The sequence below is a fragment of the Mycobacterium sp. UM_Kg27 genome, from assembly GCF_000972905.1.
In the GTDB taxonomy this organism is placed as follows: domain Bacteria; phylum Actinomycetota; class Actinomycetes; order Mycobacteriales; family Mycobacteriaceae; genus Mycobacterium.
The window spans coordinates 18,426-36,477 of record NZ_JRMM01000028.1; the positions used below are offsets into that span (position 1 = coordinate 18,426).

Here is an 18,052-nt window from a genome sequence, read left to right on the forward strand (position 1 = left end):
ATGCACTTGCCAGACGACGACGACCGCCGTGAACCTTTGGCCATCGTGGGAGTCGGGTGTCGATTCCCCGGCGGGGCCGACTCCGCCGCGAGCTTCTGGCGCCTCTTGCGGGGCGGGGTCGACGCGACGTCTGAGGTGCCCGAATCGCGCTGGAACGCCGATCGCTACCACGATCCCAACCCGGCCAAGGCCGGCAAGGTCATCACGCGGCGAGGCGGGTTTCTCGACTCGATAGACCAGTTCGATGCGCAGTTCTTCGGAATGTCCCCGCGTGAGGCGCATGCGCTGGACCCGCAGCAACGGCTTCTGCTACAGGCGACCTGGGAGTCACTGGAAGACGCCGGGATCCCCGCCGATGCCCTGGCCGGTGCTGATGTCGGAGTATTCGTCGGCGGCTTCACCTTGGACTATCAGCTCCTGCAGAATCAGGGGCAGGCGAGTCGCTACCGATTTCGGGCGCATTCGGCGACCGGAATGATGATGACGATGCTGTCCAATCGCATCTCGTACGCCTTCGACTTTCGGGGCCCGAGCATGTCGATCGACACCGCGTGCTCCAGTTCGCTCGTCGCGGTTCACCTTGCAGCGCAGAGCATCTGGAACGGTGAGTGTCAGGTCGCATTGGCCGGTGGCGTCAACGTCATGATCGGCCCCAACACCGCCATTGCCGAGTCCAAAAGCGGATTCCTGAGCCCGGAAGGCCGTTCGAAGGCCTTCTCTGATGCCGCGGACGGCTACGCGCGGGGCGAAGGCGCCGGCATCGTTGTCCTCAAACGGCTGCAGGACGCGCTGCGTGACGGTGACGAGATCTACGCGCAGATCCTGGGCACCGCGGTGTCGCAGGACGGACACACCGACGGCATCACGGTGCCCCGGGGCGAAGCTCAAGAAGCCGCAATCAGAACGGCACTCGACCGGGCCTGCGTCCGCCCGGAGGAGGTCGGCTATGTGGAAGCACACGGCACCGGAACGCCCGTCGGTGATCCCATCGAGATGCGGGCGCTGGCGGCCGCCCTGACCGTCGAACGCCCCGCGTCGAGTCCGCTGCTGATCGGTTCGGTCAAGACCAACATCGGCCACCTCGAAGCCGGTGCGGGGATCGCCGGACTGATCAAAGCGGCACTGGTGGTCAAGCACGGCTACATACCGCCCCATCTGCACCTGCGAACCCCCACCCGGCACGTCTCCGCAGCCGACCTGAAAATCGAGATCCCCACGGGCGGTGTGGCTTTCCCAGACTGCCCCCGGCGCGTCGTCGGCGTCAACTCATTCGGATTCGGGGGCACCAACGCGCACGTGGTTCTCGCCGCCCCTCCACCAGTCGCCGAAACTCCACGCGAGCCGGACCACCCCTCCTCCCCGCTGACCATCGTGGCGATCTCGGCCCGCAGCGAGGATGCCCTGGTGGAGGTGGCGGGCCGGTTGGCCGACCATCTGGTGGCCCACCCCGACATCGAGTTGCCCGACCTCGCCTACACCCTCGGCAGGCGTCGCAGCCATCAGAACTATCGCCATACCCTGATTGCGGGCAGTGCCGCCGAGGCCGGCGAACAGCTGCGGGCCTTGGCCCAGGACGGCACATTCGCTGCCGGCCGTGGCATCCAGGCCGCGCCCAAACTCGCCTTCGTGTGCAGCGGTATGGGGCCCCAGTGGTGGGGGATGTGCCGCGACCTACTGGGGGTGTTTCCCGCATTCACCGCCAGCATCGAGCGCAGTGACCGTGAATTGGACCGGTACACGGATTGGTCCCTGATCGAGGAGCTTCGCCGCGACGAGGCCAGCTCGCGCATGACAGAAACTGAGATCGCCCAACCGGCGAACTTCGCCATACAGGTCGCACTGGCTGAGCAGCTCGAACATTTCGGCCTGCGCCCCGACGCCGTCGTCGGCCACAGTGCCGGCGAGGTCGCCTCCCACTATCTCGCCGGTCTCCTCACGTTTGAACAAGCGATCCATGTGATTTATCACCGCAGCCGGCTCCAGCAGCAGATGAGCGGGACGGGAAGCATGCTCGCCGTGGGCCTGGATGCGGAATCCCTCCTAAAGAGGCTCGACGCGGCGACGCGTGCGGAATTCGCGGCACAGCGTGTCTCGGTGGCCGCGATCAACAGCCCGTTCGCGATAACTCTCGCCGGCGACAGTGACGTCCTCGACGGCATAGCGCAGCAGCTGAACGAGGCCGAGGTCTTCACCCGCCGACTATCGGTGAAGGTTCCCTATCACTCCCATCACATGGACGCCATCCGCGACGAACTGTTCGGAGCGTTCGACGGATTGTCCTCCAAGTCAGCGGCGCTTCCGCTGTACTCGACGGTCACCGGTGAAGCGTTGGACCGTTACCACGCGGGCGCCGCGTACTGGTGGCAGAACACCCGAACGACCGTGCTGTTCGAACCGGCGATCCGTCGGATGCTCGAAGACGGCTACACGCACTTCGTGGAGCTGGGGCCCCACCCGGTGTTGGCGCCGTCGATCTTCGAAACCGCGGGGAAGCACAGTGTCTCTGTCTTGGCCAGCCAGCGACGTGGCCACGACTCCAGCCGCTCCCTACTGGAATGCGTTGGAGCGCTCCACTGCCTGGGCCACGACATCGCATGGGAGGCAATTCATCCCAGCACCGAGCGGCGCCTTCTCAAACTGCCTTCCTACCCCTGGCAGAACAGGCGGTTCTGGACCGAGACCCAGGAGGCCACCGAAGCGCTGTTCTACCAGCCGGTGCATCCGCTGTTAGGCCAGAAGGTCAGTGCTGTGCATCCGACGTGGGAAGCCGAGATGAGCACCGTGCTCACGCCGTTTCTCAACGACCACCGGGTGCAGGGCAGTGTGGTGCTGCCCGGCGCGGCGTATGTCGAGATGGCACGGGCCGCGGCCGAGGAGATCTACGGCACGGCATGCAGCGTGGACAACCTGGTGTTCCGACGCGCCTTGATGCTGGACGACACCTGCGATCCGCTACTGCGAACCACCCTGAACGAAGACGACGGCACGCTGGAGTTCGCCGCATTCAACGCGACAGCCAACGGCGATACCTCGTGGACGATCACCGCCACCGCCGAACTCAACCTCCTGCCCACCTCGCCGCGTGGCCGCCATGTGCCACCGCAGGGTCAATCGGTCACCACGATCAATGGTGACGAGTTCTATTCCCGCACCAAGGAGTTCGGCCTTGAGTACGGCGACGCCTTCCGGTCGGTCCGCGAGCTGGCAGCCGGCGACGGCTGGGTCACCGCTGAGTTGAGCATCCCGGCGGCCATCGTCGAAGACCTCGATCGCTACCGGTTTCACCCAGCGCTGGTCGACGGTGTCTTTCAAGCGCTCTTCGGGGCGATGATGCTCGATCAACAGCCCGGCCAGGATCCCTATCTTCCGGCCCGCATCCGGCACTGCGCCCTCTACGCCGCGCCGGCCGAGAACATGCAGGTCCACGTCCGCGTTGTTTCGGCGTCCGAGGAGGAGATCGAAAGCGACATCGATGTCACCGATGGCGCCGGAAAGACGATCGCGGAGATTCGTGGCTTCTGCGTGCGGTCGCTGGGTGTCGCGTCCCAACTGTCGCTCGATCGCATCAACAAGGGCCTGCTCGAAGTCCACTGGTGCCCGGTGTCCCACGAAGCGGGCCGGCAGCATCGCGGCAGCAGCGGCGAATCGTCCTGGCTCGTCTTCGCCGACGACTCCGGAGTGGGTGATGGGCTCGCGGACGAGCTGCGGCGCCGCGGGCACCGGGTCGCCACGGTTTCACACCGCGGTGTCGATGCACTGATCGAGGTCGACGGCGGCTACCTGATGGACCCGGGCAGTCGCGACCAACTGGACGATCTCTTCGCGCAGAGTCACTTCGCCGACCTCGACGGCATCGTCAACTGCTGGCCGTTGGACATCCGACTCGCCGATGACGCCGACCAGCAGCTCGGCTTGCCGACCCTGGTTCGCGTCGTCCAGGCGCTCGCAACCCGCGCCGACTTGAAGCCCCGTCTGCACGTGGTCACCGCCAACAGTCAGCCGGTGCGCCACACCACGCTGACCGGGCTGGACCAGGCACCCATCTGGGGCCTGGGTCGCGTCATCGGCCACCAGGAGTTCGTCGAGAACTGGGGCGGCCTGATCGACATCGACGGTGCCGCCGACCGTGACCAGACCGCTGCACAGATCTGTGATCACCTGCTCCACAATGATTCCGAGGACCAGATCGCGCTTCGCGGCGCCACCGCATTCGTTCCGCGACTTCGCCCGTGCACTGAACTCGCGGCACCGTTTCCCACCAAACTCAGCGCGGACGCAACCTATGTGGTCACCGGCGGTGTGGGTGCGCTCGGGCGGGTGGTGGCACGCTACCTCGCCGAACGGGGAGCGCGGCACATCACCCTGTTGAGCCGAACCGCACTGCCACCGCGGGAGCACCGGGCCGCGGCCTCGGAATCCGACCCCCACTTCGCGGCCGTGCGAGCGATCGAGGAGCTTGAGCGGCTCGGGGCTGAAATCACGACCGCCAGCGTCGATATCACCGACGCCGAGCAGGTGCGCGGCTGGCGCGCCGAGCACCTGCGCAGCGGTGGCCGGCCCATCCGTGGAGTCATGCACGCGGCAGGCGTGGTGGACGACCGGTTGCTGGTCAACATGGCTGAACGTGATTTCGCTGCGGTGCTGGCTCCCAAGGTCACCGGTACGCGGGTGCTTCACGAGGTACTGGGTGACGACGAACTGGACTTCTTCGTCATGTTCGGGTCTGCCGGGTCGGTCATCGCCTCCCCCGGGCAGGGCAACTATGCCGCCGCCAATGCCTACCTGGATACCTTCGCGCACTACCGGCGCGCCCTGGGATTGCCGGCACTGACCATCGGATGGGGGCCGTGGTCGGTGGGCATGGTCGACGAGCTGAACCTGGCCGACGTCTACGCGCAGCGCGGCATCGAGCTGATCACGCCGCGTGTCGGTGCGCGGATCCTCGATCGGCTCCTGTCGCAACGGATCCCCAGCGTCGTCGCGATCACCGCGGACTGGGGTCGTGCCCGTCGGGTCAGCTTCGGTGGGCGTCCGCCACAGATGTTCGCCGATCTGGGCGCCGAGGAGAGCGGTGCCGGCGGGGGCGACGTCGCGGAGTCGATTCTGACGGTCCTGGCCGCTACACCCGAGGCAGATCGGATCGGGCTGATCGCCGCCACCGTGCGGCGGCTCGTCGCCGATGTCTTCGACTGCGACGTCACCGACTTCGAGACCAACGACATGCTCGATGACATCGGCTTGGACTCGATGATGGCGATGGACTTCCGGGTCCGGATCAACGAGATGTTCTCGATAGATCTGCCCTTACTGGAGATCCTGCGAGGGGTCAGCGTCAACTCACTGGCCGACCGGGTGCTGGCGGAACTGCATGCCATCCACGGCGACGTTCCCGCCGAGGTCGCAGAGCCGACGCCGGCCCCGCCTCCCCTCGTCGACGACGTCAACCGCGTCGTCGACGAGCTGTCGGACGACGAGCTACGAGAGCTGTTGGCGGAACTCGAAGCGCACGGCAGCGGGCCGAATATGGACGGTTCCCCGCGATGAGAGCGGGTGACGGCCTGGCGGTGCAGGTACGGAATCTCTGTAAGAGCTACGGGCGGGTGCAGGCCCTGCACGGCCTCGACCTCGACATTGCCCGCGGGGAGGTCTTCGCCATCCTCGGGCCCAACGGTGCCGGCAAATCCACGACGATCGAGATCCTGGAAGGCCACCGCAAGCGTGACGCCGGCCAGGTCAGTGTCCTGGGCGAGGATCCCGGCTCCGCTGGGCGCGGTTGGCGGGCCAGGATCGGCATCGTCCTGCAGGAAACCAGCGACTTCGGCATGCTGACGGTTCAGGAAACCGTGCAAACGTTCGCCAAATGCTATGGCACGGCCCGAACTTCTGCGGAGCTGCTCGAACTAGTCGGACTCGCCCCGAGCGCACGTTCGCGGGTGCGGACACTGTCCGGGGGACAGCGGCGCCGGCTGGATGTCGCGCTGGGGATCATCGGGTATCCGGAACTGCTCTTCCTGGATGAGCCGACCACCGGTTTCGACCCGGAGGCTCGGCGTGCTTTCTGGGATCTCATCCGGCTGTTGGCTTCCGACGGCACAACCATCGTGCTCACCACGCACTACTTGGACGAAGCCGCCGCCCTGGCAGATCGGGTCGCGGTGGTCTCGGGCGGGCGGCTCGCGGCCGTGGATTCGCCCACGCGCCTGATCGCGCATGTCGCTTCGGCGGCGACCGTGACGTGGATGGAGGGTGGCGCACCCCAGGTTCGCCAGACCGATCGACCGACCGAGTTGATCAGGCGCCTGTCTACGGAAGGCAGCGAGCTTGCTCAGCTGACCGTCACCCGTCCCACCCTCGAAGACGCCTATCTGAGCCTGATCGAAGGGGGTCCGAGGTGATCGAGTTCGTCGACGCTGAACTCGGTCTGCGTCGCGCGCGCAGCCACGGGAGATCAGAGCTTCCCTCGGCGTTGCGCATCGGATTCTCGCGCGTCCTACCGGAACTGAAGATGTTCTACCGCCGCCCAGAACAGGTGGCGCTGACCTTCTCGATGCCGGCGGTGATCTGCCTGCTGCTGGGATCCATCTTCACGGCGCGGGTGCCCGGTGCCCAAACCACCACCGGCGCCGTGATCGCCGCCAGCATGTTCGCCTACGGAATTCTCTCGACGTCGTTCACCAATCTCGGCATCAGCATTGCGGCCGACCGGGAGACCGGTGCCCTGCGGCGGCTGCGCGGCACGCCGGCGACGGCGTCGTCGTACTTCATCGGCAAGATCATGCTGGTCGCGATTGCGAGCTTCGCCGAGGCTGTGGTCCTGCTGGTGCTGGGAGTGCTGGTTTTTCACCTTCGGCTGCCCGCCGATTTCCTCGGATGGTTCACGCTGGCATGGGTTTCAATGCTGGGGATCGTCAGCTGTTCGTTGCTGGGCATTCTGGTCAGCAACTTCGCCAGCAACGCAGTGTCCGCCGCTGTCCTCACCAACGGCCCCGCGGTGGGTCTGCAGTTCGTCTCAGGCACCTATGTTCCGCTGATGCTGATACCGACCTGGATGCTGGCGATCGGATCGATCTTTCCCGTCAAGTGGATGGCCCAGGGATTCCGCTCGGTGTTGCTGCCCGCAGAGATGGCCGCGTTCGAACCCGCGGGAACTTGGGAGCACTGGCGGATCTTCGAGGTGCTGACCGCCTGGAGTGTGGTCGGACTGCTGGCCTGCCTGGTCGTGTTCCGTTGGTCGGATCGGAGCTGAACATGCCTTCCCAGCTGGAGATCACTTACCACTTCTTCTTTCAAATCGTGGTCATCTTGCTTACCTACCGACTGCTCTGGCCGCTGCTGCGCCGCCTGGCCCAGGTGCAGGTGGTGGCGATGATGGTGGCCGGATTCCTGCTCGGGCCTTCCGTTCTGGGGTGGGTGTGGCCGGCTGGGCAGCAATGGCTGTTCCCCACGAAGTTGACCCTCGGCTCAGAGACCTTCACCCACCCCAACCTGACCGTTATCTACGTGGTCGGCCAACTGGGTCTGGTGCTGTACATGTTCCTGGTGGGAGCCTCGTTCAAACTCGACATCCTGACCGCGCACTGGCGCCAGGCCGGCGTCACCTCAGTAGCCGGAATCGGGGTTCCCCTGATGCTCGGCGGCGTCCTCGGTGCGTGGATGGTAAGCCGCGGAGGCTATTTCACCGACAATGTCGTCTCGTGGCAGGGTGGCCTGTTCGTCGCGGCCGCCGTGGCTATCACCGCCTTTCCGATGCTGGCGTGGATCGTCTACGACTCGGGACTGCTCAATACGCGGTTGGGCACGGTGTCACTGTCGTGTGCCGCGTTCGATGACGCATGCTCGTGGGTGCTGTTGGCGACGGTGGTGGCCACCGCCAAGGGCAGCCTCTTCGGTGCCGTGCTTGCCGTCGGAGGCGGGCTGGGCTACCTGCTTTTCATGATCTACGTCGGCCGGCCGCTGCTCGCGCGGTTGGAGACATGGTCGCCGCGTCGGGGTGCGTCCGAACGCACGGGCGGCCTACCGATCGCACACACCAGCGTGGTCCTGCTGGTCGTGCTGGCGGCGAGCTGCTTCACCGACTTCGTCGGAATCTATTCCGTATTCGGCGCTTTCGTGGCCGGCATGGTGATGCCTCGTGGCGAGCTGCTGACGCAGATCCGTCGGCACTTCGAGCCGCTGACGGCATACCTGCTGATTCCGGCGTTCTTCATCTACTCGGGACTGAACACCCAGCTTCGGCTGATATTGGACGGCCCAACGCTGTTGATGGCGCTGATCGTGCTGGTGGTGTCTTTCACCGCGAAGTTCGGAGCGGTGGGACTGGCCGCCCGCTGGCAGGGAATGAGTCGGCTCGAAGCCGCTTCGATGGGGGCACTTGCCAATGCTCGTGGGCTGATGGAACTGATCCTGCTCAACATCGGCTTCGAAGCCGGCCTGATCTCGGCGAAGCTGTACACCATCCTGGCGCTCATGACGATCATCACGACATTGGTCGCAACCCCGCTGCAGCGGCAGTTCGAGCGCCGATTGCGGAGAACCGGACTGCGGTTCGGCGCCGACGGCGAGGAGCCCTACGGTGATGATTACCCCCGCAACGGGCGCACGGTGGCAGAACCCGCGCCGACACGTTGAGCACAGCATTCACCACCGAGGAAAGGGTTTTCCGGGCATTCAGCGCGATGACCTGAGTTCGCTGCCCCGACGCGGCGGGCGGGGGACTAAGCGCGGCACGCGGTCGATCACGTCCTGGTATTCGGGCCGGCGCTGCAGGCTGCGCTCCTCCATCATCGGAATGCTGGCGCCCAAGAACATCGCCACCATCGCCAGCACACCAAAGAACATCCACCACGCCTGAGCCGGTGCGGCGGCAACGCCGAACAGCGCGCACGCAAACCAGAAGCTGATCTCACCGAAGTAGTTGGGGTGCCGCGACCAACCCCATATCCCGCGATCCATCGCCGTGCCCGGCGCCCGGTCGCGCACGAACCGGTGCAATTGCACGTCCGCCACCAGTTCCAGCAGCACTGCGGCGATGCCGACGGCGAATGCGATAGCCGACAGCCAGACCAGGCCCCGGTCCGGCCGCGTCACGGCGACGTAGACCGGCACCAGGCCGGCAAACACCTGAAGCGTGGGCACCAGGTGGATGGCGAGCAGGTCCGCGGCGAACTCCCAGCGACCCGCGCGTTGGCGCAGCAGCGGATATCGCCAATCCTCATGGTGCATACCGGGAAATCCCCACACCCAGTTACCGGTGAGCCGCACCGCCCATAGCCCGACCACCACAGCGATCAACACGCAACGCGCGGTGTCGACGTCAGGCCGGGACTGAAACCACCAATAGGCCACCAACAGGGGCGGAATGACACTCCAGTAGGCGTCGTAGAAGCTGGAGTTGCCGAAGCACCTGCTGAAGACGAAGACCACCACGGTGGCCAACACATCAGCGATCAAGGTATCCAGCCAGAGCCGCCCGGTGGCGGGGCCCCATGCCAGCCACGTCCCGGCGACGCCGATCGCGACCAGGTAGGCCACGCCGATCAGCGACAGCGACGCCGTTTTACCCATCGTCGGCCTCACCATGCGTTCACGCGGCTTCGGTCTGTGTGTGTCAGCGGATGCATAGGCCTTCATCTCGAACGGGGTGTGTGCCGGCTGTGTCCGGAATCACCGAGGTGATTCTCGACGCTACCGGGAGAACAAGGCAGCGCAACCTTTGTCGCCTCTCCTGGCCGCGAATCCCGACCAGGACGCTCGCGGCTCCGAATAACCACCATGCACAGTCAAGCGCACCGGACGCGGTCGATCGCTGTGGTCGGCAGTGGCATCGCCGGCCTGACGGCGGCGTACATCCTGTCCCACCACAACCGGGTCACCCTGTATGAGGCCGCCGAGCGGTTGGGCGGCCACGCCCACACCCACCTGGTCGAGGCCGATGACGGCAGTGCCGTCGCCGTCGACTCAGCCTTCTTGGTCTACAACGATCGGACCTACCCGACGCTGTGTCGGCTGTTCGCCAAACTCGGTGTGGAGGGCATCGAGACCGACATGTCCATGTCGGTGCGTAACGACGCCACCGGCTTGGAGTACGCCGGTGCGCGAGGAGCGAGCGGTCTGTTCGCGTCGCCCAGGACACTGCATCCCCGCAACCTGGTGATGCTGGCCGAGATCCGGCGCTTCCACGGTGCGGCCAAAGCGGTGCTGCAGGGGTCGGACCCCGATGACCTGGAGACCGTCGGTGACTTCTTGCTACGGCACGGCTTCTCCGCCTACTTCAGGACCAACTTCATGACTCCGTTGGTGGCAGCGGTCTGGTCATGCCGAGCCGACGACGCGCTGGATTACCCCGCCCGCTACCTCTTCACGTTTCTGGAACACCACGGCATGCTGTCGGTGTTCGGTTCCCCCACGTGGCGCACCGTAGCGGGCGGCTCGATCAACTACGTGCGCCGTATCGCCACGACCCTTGACGAGGTACTGACCGACACCGCTGTGACGGCGCTGCGCCGCGTGCCCGACGGAGTGCTGCTGCGGGTCCGAGGTTCGCGACCGCGACACTTCGACGCGGCGGTGGTGGCTGTTCACCCCGATCAGGCACTGCGCCTGCTCGATCAACCCACTGCGCAAGAACGAGCAGTGTTGGGGGCCATGCCCTATTCGACGAACCACGCCCAGTTGCACACCGACGAGTCGGTCCTGCCCCGCCACCTCAGGGCCCGCGCGTCGTGGAACTATCGAGTCACCCCGGACCGCGCGGGCGTGCTGGTGACCTACGACGTCAGCCGGCTGATGCACATTGATTCCCGTCGGCGCTACTTGGTCACCCTGGGCGGGTCAGACCTGGTCGACCGGCGCTCGGTTCTGGCTGAGATGACATACCAACACCCACTTTTCACTCCGCAGTCGGTAGCAGCTCAGCGTCGGCTGCCCGAACTCGGCGATGACCGCATCGTGTTCGCCGGCGCGTATCACGGCTGGGGCTTCCATGAAGACGGCGCGGTCTCAGGCGTGCGGGCCGCGTGGCGGCTCGGCGCCGACTGGGCTCCGGCCGCAGTCCGCGATCAGGCGTGCGCATGCTGACCCCCGCGATCTATCGCACCACGATCACGCATCGCAGACGGATGCCGGTCGCCCATTCATTCGTCTACCGCAGTTACAGCTGGTACGTCGACATCGATGAGCTGCCCCGCCTGCCCTGGTGGTTACGGCCATTCGCCGGGTTCGAGGCGAGCGACCACCTGGTGGGCGGCACCGGCGATACGCTGCGCGAGCGCGTGGAGCGGTTCCTCCTCGAACGCGGCGCCACCGCGCCCACGGGCCGCACCTACGCCTTGCTGCAGGCGCGAGTTCTGGGCCACGTATTCAATCCGATCAGCCTGTTCTGGTGCCACGATCACGAAGATCAGCTGCAGCACGTGATCGCCGAAGTGCACAACACCTACGGTGAACGTCACGCCTACCTGCTACCGCCGGCCGAGACGGCGGTGCAGGTGGCCAAGCAGTTCTATGTCTCGCCGTTCAATCCCGTTGAAGGCCACTATCTGGTCCGGGCCCCCCGGCCTGACCGTGACGTGGACATCAGCATCTCGTTGTTCCGTGCCGACGAGCTGGTGTTCGCCGCGACGATGCGCGGCGCGGGATTCCCGGCCACCGAAGGCCGGGTCGCCAGAATGCAGCTCATCGCGCCGCTGGCACCGCTTCTGGTCTCGGCGCGTATTCGTCTGCAAGGCATCACGTTGTGGTTGCGACGAGTTCCGGTGGTGAAAAGGTGAGTACCGCATCAGACCTGAGTCCGCAAGTGCGCATCGATCCGAACAGGTGGCCGCAGCTGGTGCAGGTCCCCTCGGGGCCGCTGGCATCCGCATCCGCTGCGGTGGTGCACGCGTTGCTGCGTCGTACCGCGGCGCGGCTACCGGTCCGACTGATCTATCCGGGGGGCGAGAGCTACGGTGCGCGTGATCCTGAAGCCCCGGAGCTGGTGATCAGCGAGCCGGATCGCCTGGCGAGGCGCGTCGGACGGTCCGGGCTGATCGGCTTCGGCGAGGCGTACATGGCCGGTGAGTGGGACTCGCCGGACTTGGTGGCGCTGCTCAGCGTGCTGGCCGGCTCGATGGGAGAGCTGGTCCCCGCGTTCTTGCAGCGGTTACGGCCTCTGGTGCTGGCCCGGCAGCCGCGGTCGCCCGACACCGTCGCCCGTGCCCGCCACAACGTGTCGGCACATTACGACCTGTCCAATGAGCTGTTCGCGCTGTTCCTCGATGAGACAATGACGTATTCCAGCGCGCTGTTCGACCAGCTCCCTGGATCATCGGCAGACCTCGTGGCGGCCCAGCGCCGTAAGATCGACCGCCTTTTGGACGCCGCCGCCGTCGGACCGGGAAGCCGGGTCCTGGAAATCGGTACGGGGTGGGGCGAGCTCTGCCTCCGTGCGGCGGCCCGCGGCGCGACCGTGCGTTCCCTGACGTTGTCGCGCCAGCAGCAGCTGCTCGCCCAGCAGCGCGTGGCCGACGCAGGCTTGAGCGACCGGGTCGAGATCGAACTGCGTGACTACCGCGAAGTCGAGGGCAGCTATGACGCGGTGGTTTCGGTGGAGATGATCGAGGCTGTCGGCTATCGGGGTTGGCCGCAATACTTCCGGGCACTGGAACGGCTTACCGCCGCTGGCGGCCGGGTGGCGATTCAGGCGATCACCATGCCGCATGACCGGATGATGGCCAGTCGCCACACCCTGACCTGGATTCAGAAGTACATCTTCCCCGGCGGTCTGCTGCCCTCCATCCAGGCGATCATGGACATCACCGGGTACCACACCGGCCTGCGCACAGTCGATATGTGCTCATTGGGCCCGCACTATGCCGACACGCTGCAGCTGTGGCGGGAACGCTTCCAGGACAACAGTGCCGCTGTCGCGGCCCTGGGCTTCGACGAGGTGTTCTCGCGGATGTGGAACTTCTACCTGGCTTACTCCGAAGCCGGCTTCCGTTCGGGATATCTGGATGTCTACCAGTGGACGTTCGCCCCGTCGGACTTACGGCAGCGGTGAGGAGATGAGGATGCCGGCCATCGCCGAGTCCCTGGAGGAATGGGTCCCAACCGTTCCACCTGGGACAGCGGGGCGGCTAGGCTGTCCTCCGATGAATCAGATCGCGGATGCCTCTGAGCTGGATGCGGTACTGCACCGGGTGGCGGGCGGAAGTCTTGCCGACTTCGCGACGCTCTATGACCGTACGGCCTCGCGGGTGTACGGCATGGTGCTGCGCGTCTTGCGTGACACCGGCTACAGCGAAGAGACCACCCAAGAGGTCTACTTGGAGGTCTGGCGCAACGCCGACAAATACGACCCGGCCAAGGGATCGGCGCTCGCCTGGCTGCTGGCCATGGCGCACCGCCGCGCGGTGGACCGTGTCCGCGCCGAACAGGCTGCCGGGCTGCGGGAATCGCGCTACGGTGCGGCCAGCACAGAACCGGCCGGCGACGTCGTCATCGACGCAGTGATCGTCGGCGACGAACAGCACCGCGTCGTCGAGTGTCTGGGCGGACTGTCCGAGAAGCAACGGCAGTGCGTCGAGCTGACTTACTACACCGGGTTGACCTATCGCGAGGTTTCGGAACGGCTTTCGGTGGCCACATCGACGATCAAGACGCGGATGCAAGACGCATTGCGCCGCCTGCGTGAATGTTTGGGCATGCCATGACCGAGCCGGACAGCTTCGACCTGCTTGCATTGGCGACGCCGTATGCGCTCGACGCCGTCTCCGACACCGAACGGCGCGAGATCGAGCGAGGGGCCACCGAAGCCCCGACGCCTATCGCGCAGGCCTTCGGCGCCGAGGTGTCGGCGGTGCAGGAGGTGATGGCAGCCATCGCGGAGACCACTGCGGCGCAACCTTCGCCGGCCTTGCGTGAATCGGTTCTGGGCCGAGCCGCGAAGCTGTCCGCCTCCCGTTCTCGATGGCGTACCGCGGCTATTGCCGCGGCGGCCGCGCTGGTGGTGGGGCTGGCGGCGTTCGGGGTCGGAAGCCAGCTCAGACCCACTGCCCCACAGTCGGTCTCGGACCGGGTGCTCGCGGCGCCTGACGTGGCGAGTGTGTCGACCCCGCTGGCCACCGGTACTGCCACGGTGCTCTTCTCCCGGGAACGCAGTGCCGGAGTCCTGGTGATGAACAACGTGCCCCCGCCAGAACCCGGCACGGTGTACCAGATGTGGCTGCTCAGCCCCCGCGGTGCGACGCTGGCCGGCACGATGGACGCCGCCGCTGTGTCACCGTCGACCACTGCGGAGATTCCTGCCCTCGGGGATTCGACGGCACTCGGGTTCACGGTGGAGCCCGATCCGGGGTCGCGCGAGCCCACGGGGCAGATGATCGTTGAGATACCACTGCGCTGAGACGAGGTTGGGCCGATGGATCTGGGGTCGGTAATCGATTCAGTGCTGGACCGTGCCGTGGTTCCCGGCTACAGCCGCCTCGGGTACCGGATTCGAGCGCACGCGTGGTCCGGTGATCCGGCGCCGCATGCCCTGCGCGGCAAGACCGCGATGGTGACCGGGGCCAACAGCGGCATCGGGAAGGCGATCGCCGGGGGACTGGCGGCGCTGGGTGCCACGGTGGTGATGGTCAGCCGAAACCTCGAGCGCATCGAAGGCGCCCGAGCCGAGCTGGCCGTCGAGCACCCGGATGCCGACCTGCGCGCGGAGGTGTGTGATGTGGCCGACCTGTCGGCGGTGCGGCGGTTCGTCACTGACCTCGGCGCTCGTCTGCCCAGCCTCGACGTGGTGATCCATAACGCCGGTCTGCTGCCGGCGGCGCGGGCCGAGACCGCCGACGGACACGAGATCACCCTGGCCACCCATGTTCTGGGTCCGGTGCTGATGACCGAACTGCTGGTTCCCGCATTGGCCGCGTCCGCCGACCCGCGGGTCATCCTGATGTCCTCGGGTGGCATGTATACCCAGGCGCTGGCTGTCGACGACCCCGAATACCGGGTCGGTCCCTACCGCGGCGCAACCGCCTACGCCCGCACCAAGCGGATGCAGGTGGCGCTGACCCCGGTGCTGGCCGAACGCTGGAAGGCGGCCGGGATCTCGGTGTATTGCATGCACCCGGGTTGGTCCGACACGCCGGGAGTGATCACGTCGCTGCCGACTTTCCGCAAACTCACCAAACCGCTGCTGCGCACGGCAGAGCAGGGGGCTGACACCGCGATCTGGCTGGCCGCAACACAGCCCGCTCCGCCGACCGGCCGATTCTGGCACGACCGGAGACAGCGCCCCGAGCACTATCTGCCGTTCACCCACGACAGCAGTGCTGACCGCGCACGCCTCTGGGCCTACCTCGAGCAGGCCATCGGGCTGCGCGACAGCTGAGCTGCCCGGGCGCCGGCCCCGGCTAGCCGTACTGCTTGCGCAGTTGCGGCTTGACCACCTTGCCGCTGGCATTGCGGGGTAGGGCGTCCACCAGCACCAGCTCCTTCGGGTGCTTGTAGCGGGCCAGGCGCTCGTTGAGGAAGGGCTCGAGGTCCTCCAACGTCAGCGGCGTCTCGCCGGCCGCTACCGCGACGATGGCCACCGGGACCTCGCCCCACTTGTCATGGGCACGCCCGATCACGGCGGCCTCCTGGATAAGTGGGTGCTCGAACAGTACGTTCTCCACCTCGGCGCAGTAGATGTTCTCACCGCCGGAGATGATCATGTCCTTCTTGCGGTCGACGACGTAGACGAAACCTTCGTCGTCGACGCGGACCAGATCACCAGAGTGGAACCAGTCGCCGGCGAACGCCTCGGCGGTCGCGTCGGGCTTGTTCCAGTAGCCCTGCATCATGGTCGGCCCGCGGTAGACGATCTCGCCGATCTCGCCGGGCGCCACGTCGTTCATGTTCTCGTCGACGACCCGTGCCGAGATGGTCGGGATCACCTTGCCCACCGAGCCGAGTTTGCGGATCGCGTCGGTGCCCTGCAGCACGCAGGTGATGGGTGACATCTCGGTCTGGCCGAACACCGCGACGTTGAGTGCGTCCGGGAACGTCTCCGCCATGGCCCGCAGTACGGTGTCGGACGCCGGCGCCGCCCCCCAGCTGATCACTTCGAGCGCCAGGTCTCGTTGCGGCACAGTCGGATCCGCGCAGATGACCTGCCACTGCGCCGGCACCAGGAACACCGAGGTGGCCCGCTCGCGCTCCCAGGCGTCGAGGGTGTCGGTCGCGTTGAACGCACCGAGCGGGTGGATCACCGTCTTGGTGCCCAGCATCAGGTTGGGCGCGATGCTGCCCAGGCCGGCGATGTGGAACATCGGTGCGGCGCAGAAGTACACGCTGTCCGGACTGATCTGCAGCGCCTGGATACAGGTCAGCGACTGGGCGAGCAGGTTCGAGTGGGACAGGATGGCGCCCTTGGGACTTCCGGTGGTTCCCGAGGTGTACATGATCAGCGCCGGGGTGTCTTCGGGGACATCGGCGCCGGGGTGCGGGTCGCCGGGCTCGGCGATCAGCGATTCGTAGTCGTCGCCGAGCACCACGGCCACATCGAGGCCGGGGGTGTTCTTGCGGACGGCCTCGATCAGCGGTGCAAGCAGTTGATCGGTGATGACAGCCTTGGCGCCACTGTCGGAGACGATGTAGCTGATCTCAGGGTCGGTGAGGCGGAAGTTGACCGGTACGGCGATGGCCCCCAAGGCGTTGATCGCCAAGGTCGCCTCGATGTATTCGGTGTGGTTGAGCATCACGATCAGCACGCGGTCGCCGAAGGAGATGCCGCGCCGGAACAGTGCCCCGGCCAGGCGCTCGGAGCGATCGTGCAGCTGTTGCCAGGTGGTGTCGTTGCCACGACAGCGGAAGGCGACGGCGTCGGGACGCATCGCGGCGTGGTTCGCCACCTGATTCATCCAATGGTTGCGGCGAGACCGCAGCGGCTGAGCGATCATTCGCCGAACACCGCCTTCCGCTTCTGCAGCATCGCGGCGGCGCCTTCGAAGAAGTCGGGGGAGCCCAGCAACTCCACCTGGCCGGCTTTCTCGCGGGCCAGTGCGGCATCCAGTGCGGCGAGGTTGGTGGCGTTGAGCGCGCGCTTGGTCAATTCGATGGCGCGACGCGGTCCGTGGGCCAGTTTCTCGGCGGCCTCGTTGACCCGGGCGTCCAACTCCGCCTCGCCGAGCACCGCGTTGATCAGGCCGGCATCGCGGGCGGCGGTGGCCGACAGGCGCCCACCGAGCAGGGCCATCTCGTTGGCCACGGCCCGCCCGGCGCCAGCCGCAACCAGGGCGGTGGTGCCGCCGTCGGGCATCAGGCCGATGTTGGTGAACGACAGCAGGAAGTAGGCGCTCTCGGCGGCGTAGATCAGATCCGCGGCCAGCGCCAGACCCACGCCGACACCGGCGGCCGGCCCGTTGATCCGCGCGATCACCGGCACCGGGGTCTCGGCGACCGAGGTAACCAGCCGGGAGGCGCAGTCCATCACCTCCTCGGGGCTGACGCCGCCGGCCGTGGCCGACAGGTCGGCGCCGGTGCAGAAGGCCTTGCCTTCGCCGGTGATGACGATGGCCCGCACGCCTGGGTCGTCGGCCGCGCCGGCGATGACGTCACCGAGGCCCGCCATGGTGTCGTAGTCGATCGCGTTGAGCCGAGCGGGATTGGTAATCGTCACCCGCAGCACCCGACCGTCGCGGGTCGCGGTGAGCTTGGCGGAGCTGGCGTTCTCGGACACGGTCAGACCCGCCTTTCGATGAACCGGGATTGCAGCACGTCACTTCCTCCGTGGATGAAAACGTAAATTGTGGTTAACGTATGGGCGTCGGGTCCAACAGTCAACACGGGGGTGAAAATGGTTGCGTCCATGGCCGCGGGATCAGCGACTGCGGTGCAGCGCCGCCCCAAGGACCGCAAGGCGCAGATCGTCCGCGCCGCGGCCCGTGCGTTCAGTGATCGCGGCTACCACGCGGTCGGCGTCGACGAGATCGCCGCCGAGGTCGGTCTCTCCGGCCCCGCGCTGTATCGGCACTTCGCCAACAAGTACGCGCTACTGGTCGCGACCGCCCAGTACACGGCCTGTCTCTTATACACATCT

Annotated in this window: 14 protein-coding genes; 11 read left to right on the forward strand and 3 right to left on the reverse strand. The window is 66.4% G+C overall.

Annotation, left to right across the window (positions count from 1 at the left end):
- From LI94_RS07000 to LI94_RS07015, 4 genes are read left to right on the forward strand one after another with little or no spacing between them, the layout of a single operon-like run.
- Positions 1-5,544 carry a type I polyketide synthase gene (locus LI94_RS07000; RefSeq protein WP_046300757.1) on the forward strand — a complete coding sequence of 1,848 codons (5,544 nt, stop codon included), beginning with the start codon at positions 1-3 and terminating at the stop codon, positions 5,542-5,544.
- On the forward strand, positions 5,541-6,395 hold the full coding sequence (locus LI94_RS07005; RefSeq protein ID WP_046300743.1) for an ABC transporter ATP-binding protein: 855 nt from the start codon (positions 5,541-5,543) through the stop codon (positions 6,393-6,395). The genes LI94_RS07000 and LI94_RS07005 overlap by 4 nt, the downstream gene beginning before the upstream one ends.
- Positions 6,395-7,246, forward strand: coding sequence for an ABC transporter permease (locus LI94_RS07010; protein ID WP_343252052.1), 852 nt, complete (start codon positions 6,395-6,397; stop codon positions 7,244-7,246). Before LI94_RS07005 ends, LI94_RS07010 begins: the two co-directional genes overlap by 1 nt.
- 2 nt (positions 7,247-7,248) lie before the next feature.
- Positions 7,249-8,628, forward strand: coding sequence for a cation:proton antiporter (locus LI94_RS07015; RefSeq protein ID WP_046300744.1), 1,380 nt, complete (start codon positions 7,249-7,251; stop codon positions 8,626-8,628).
- 39 nt (positions 8,629-8,667) lie between these two features.
- Here the strand turns inward: LI94_RS07015 and LI94_RS07020 are convergent, their stop codons facing one another.
- Complete coding sequence (locus LI94_RS07020) at positions 8,668-9,564, reverse strand: DUF1295 domain-containing protein (RefSeq protein WP_046300745.1); 897 nt, start codon at positions 9,562-9,564, stop codon at positions 8,668-8,670.
- 207 nt (positions 9,565-9,771) lie between these two features.
- Between LI94_RS07020 and LI94_RS07025 the strand changes: the two genes are divergently transcribed.
- The 6 genes from LI94_RS07025 (at position 9,772) to LI94_RS07050 (ending at position 15,361) form a co-directional block, all read left to right on the forward strand.
- Positions 9,772-11,076 (forward strand): FAD-dependent oxidoreductase, encoded by a 1,305-nt coding sequence (locus tag LI94_RS07025; RefSeq protein WP_046300746.1) that lies wholly within the window; start codon positions 9,772-9,774, stop codon positions 11,074-11,076.
- Positions 11,070-11,768 carry a DUF1365 family protein gene (locus LI94_RS07030; RefSeq protein WP_046300759.1) on the forward strand — a complete coding sequence of 233 codons (699 nt, stop codon included), beginning with the start codon at positions 11,070-11,072 and terminating at the stop codon, positions 11,766-11,768. Before LI94_RS07025 ends, LI94_RS07030 begins: the two co-directional genes overlap by 7 nt.
- Positions 11,765-13,039: a class I SAM-dependent methyltransferase gene (locus tag LI94_RS07035; protein WP_046300747.1), complete on the forward strand. Its 1,275-nt coding sequence runs from the start codon at positions 11,765-11,767 to the stop codon at positions 13,037-13,039. The genes LI94_RS07030 and LI94_RS07035 overlap by 4 nt, the downstream gene beginning before the upstream one ends.
- Before the next feature lie 91 nt (positions 13,040-13,130).
- Positions 13,131-13,691, forward strand: coding sequence for an ECF RNA polymerase sigma factor SigK (gene sigK / locus LI94_RS07040; RefSeq protein ID WP_046300748.1), 561 nt, complete (start codon positions 13,131-13,133; stop codon positions 13,689-13,691).
- Positions 13,688-14,383 (forward strand): anti-sigma factor, encoded by a 696-nt coding sequence (locus tag LI94_RS07045; protein ID WP_046300749.1) that lies wholly within the window; start codon positions 13,688-13,690, stop codon positions 14,381-14,383. The genes sigK and LI94_RS07045 overlap by 4 nt, the downstream gene beginning before the upstream one ends.
- Before the next feature lie 15 nt (positions 14,384-14,398).
- Entirely contained in the window at positions 14,399-15,361 is a 963-nt protein-coding gene (locus LI94_RS07050) for an SDR family NAD(P)-dependent oxidoreductase (RefSeq protein WP_046300750.1), read from the forward strand.
- Positions 15,362-15,383: 22 nt separating this feature from the next.
- Here LI94_RS07050 and fadD5 read toward each other — a convergent pair whose 3' ends face one another.
- Together fadD5 and LI94_RS07060 are read right to left on the reverse strand one after the other, a co-directional pair.
- Complete coding sequence (gene fadD5, locus LI94_RS07055; RefSeq protein WP_046300751.1) at positions 15,384-16,913, reverse strand: fatty-acid--CoA ligase FadD5; 1,530 nt, start codon at positions 16,911-16,913, stop codon at positions 15,384-15,386.
- Entirely contained in the window at positions 16,910-17,692 is a 783-nt protein-coding gene (locus LI94_RS07060) for an enoyl-CoA hydratase-related protein (protein WP_024441803.1), read from the reverse strand. Before LI94_RS07060 ends, fadD5 begins: the two co-directional genes overlap by 4 nt.
- Positions 17,693-17,821: 129 nt before the next feature.
- Here LI94_RS07060 and LI94_RS07065 point away from each other — a divergent pair.
- A partial coding sequence (locus LI94_RS07065) for a helix-turn-helix domain-containing protein (protein WP_046300752.1) occupies positions 17,822-18,052 on the forward strand: 231 nt, incomplete at its 3' end.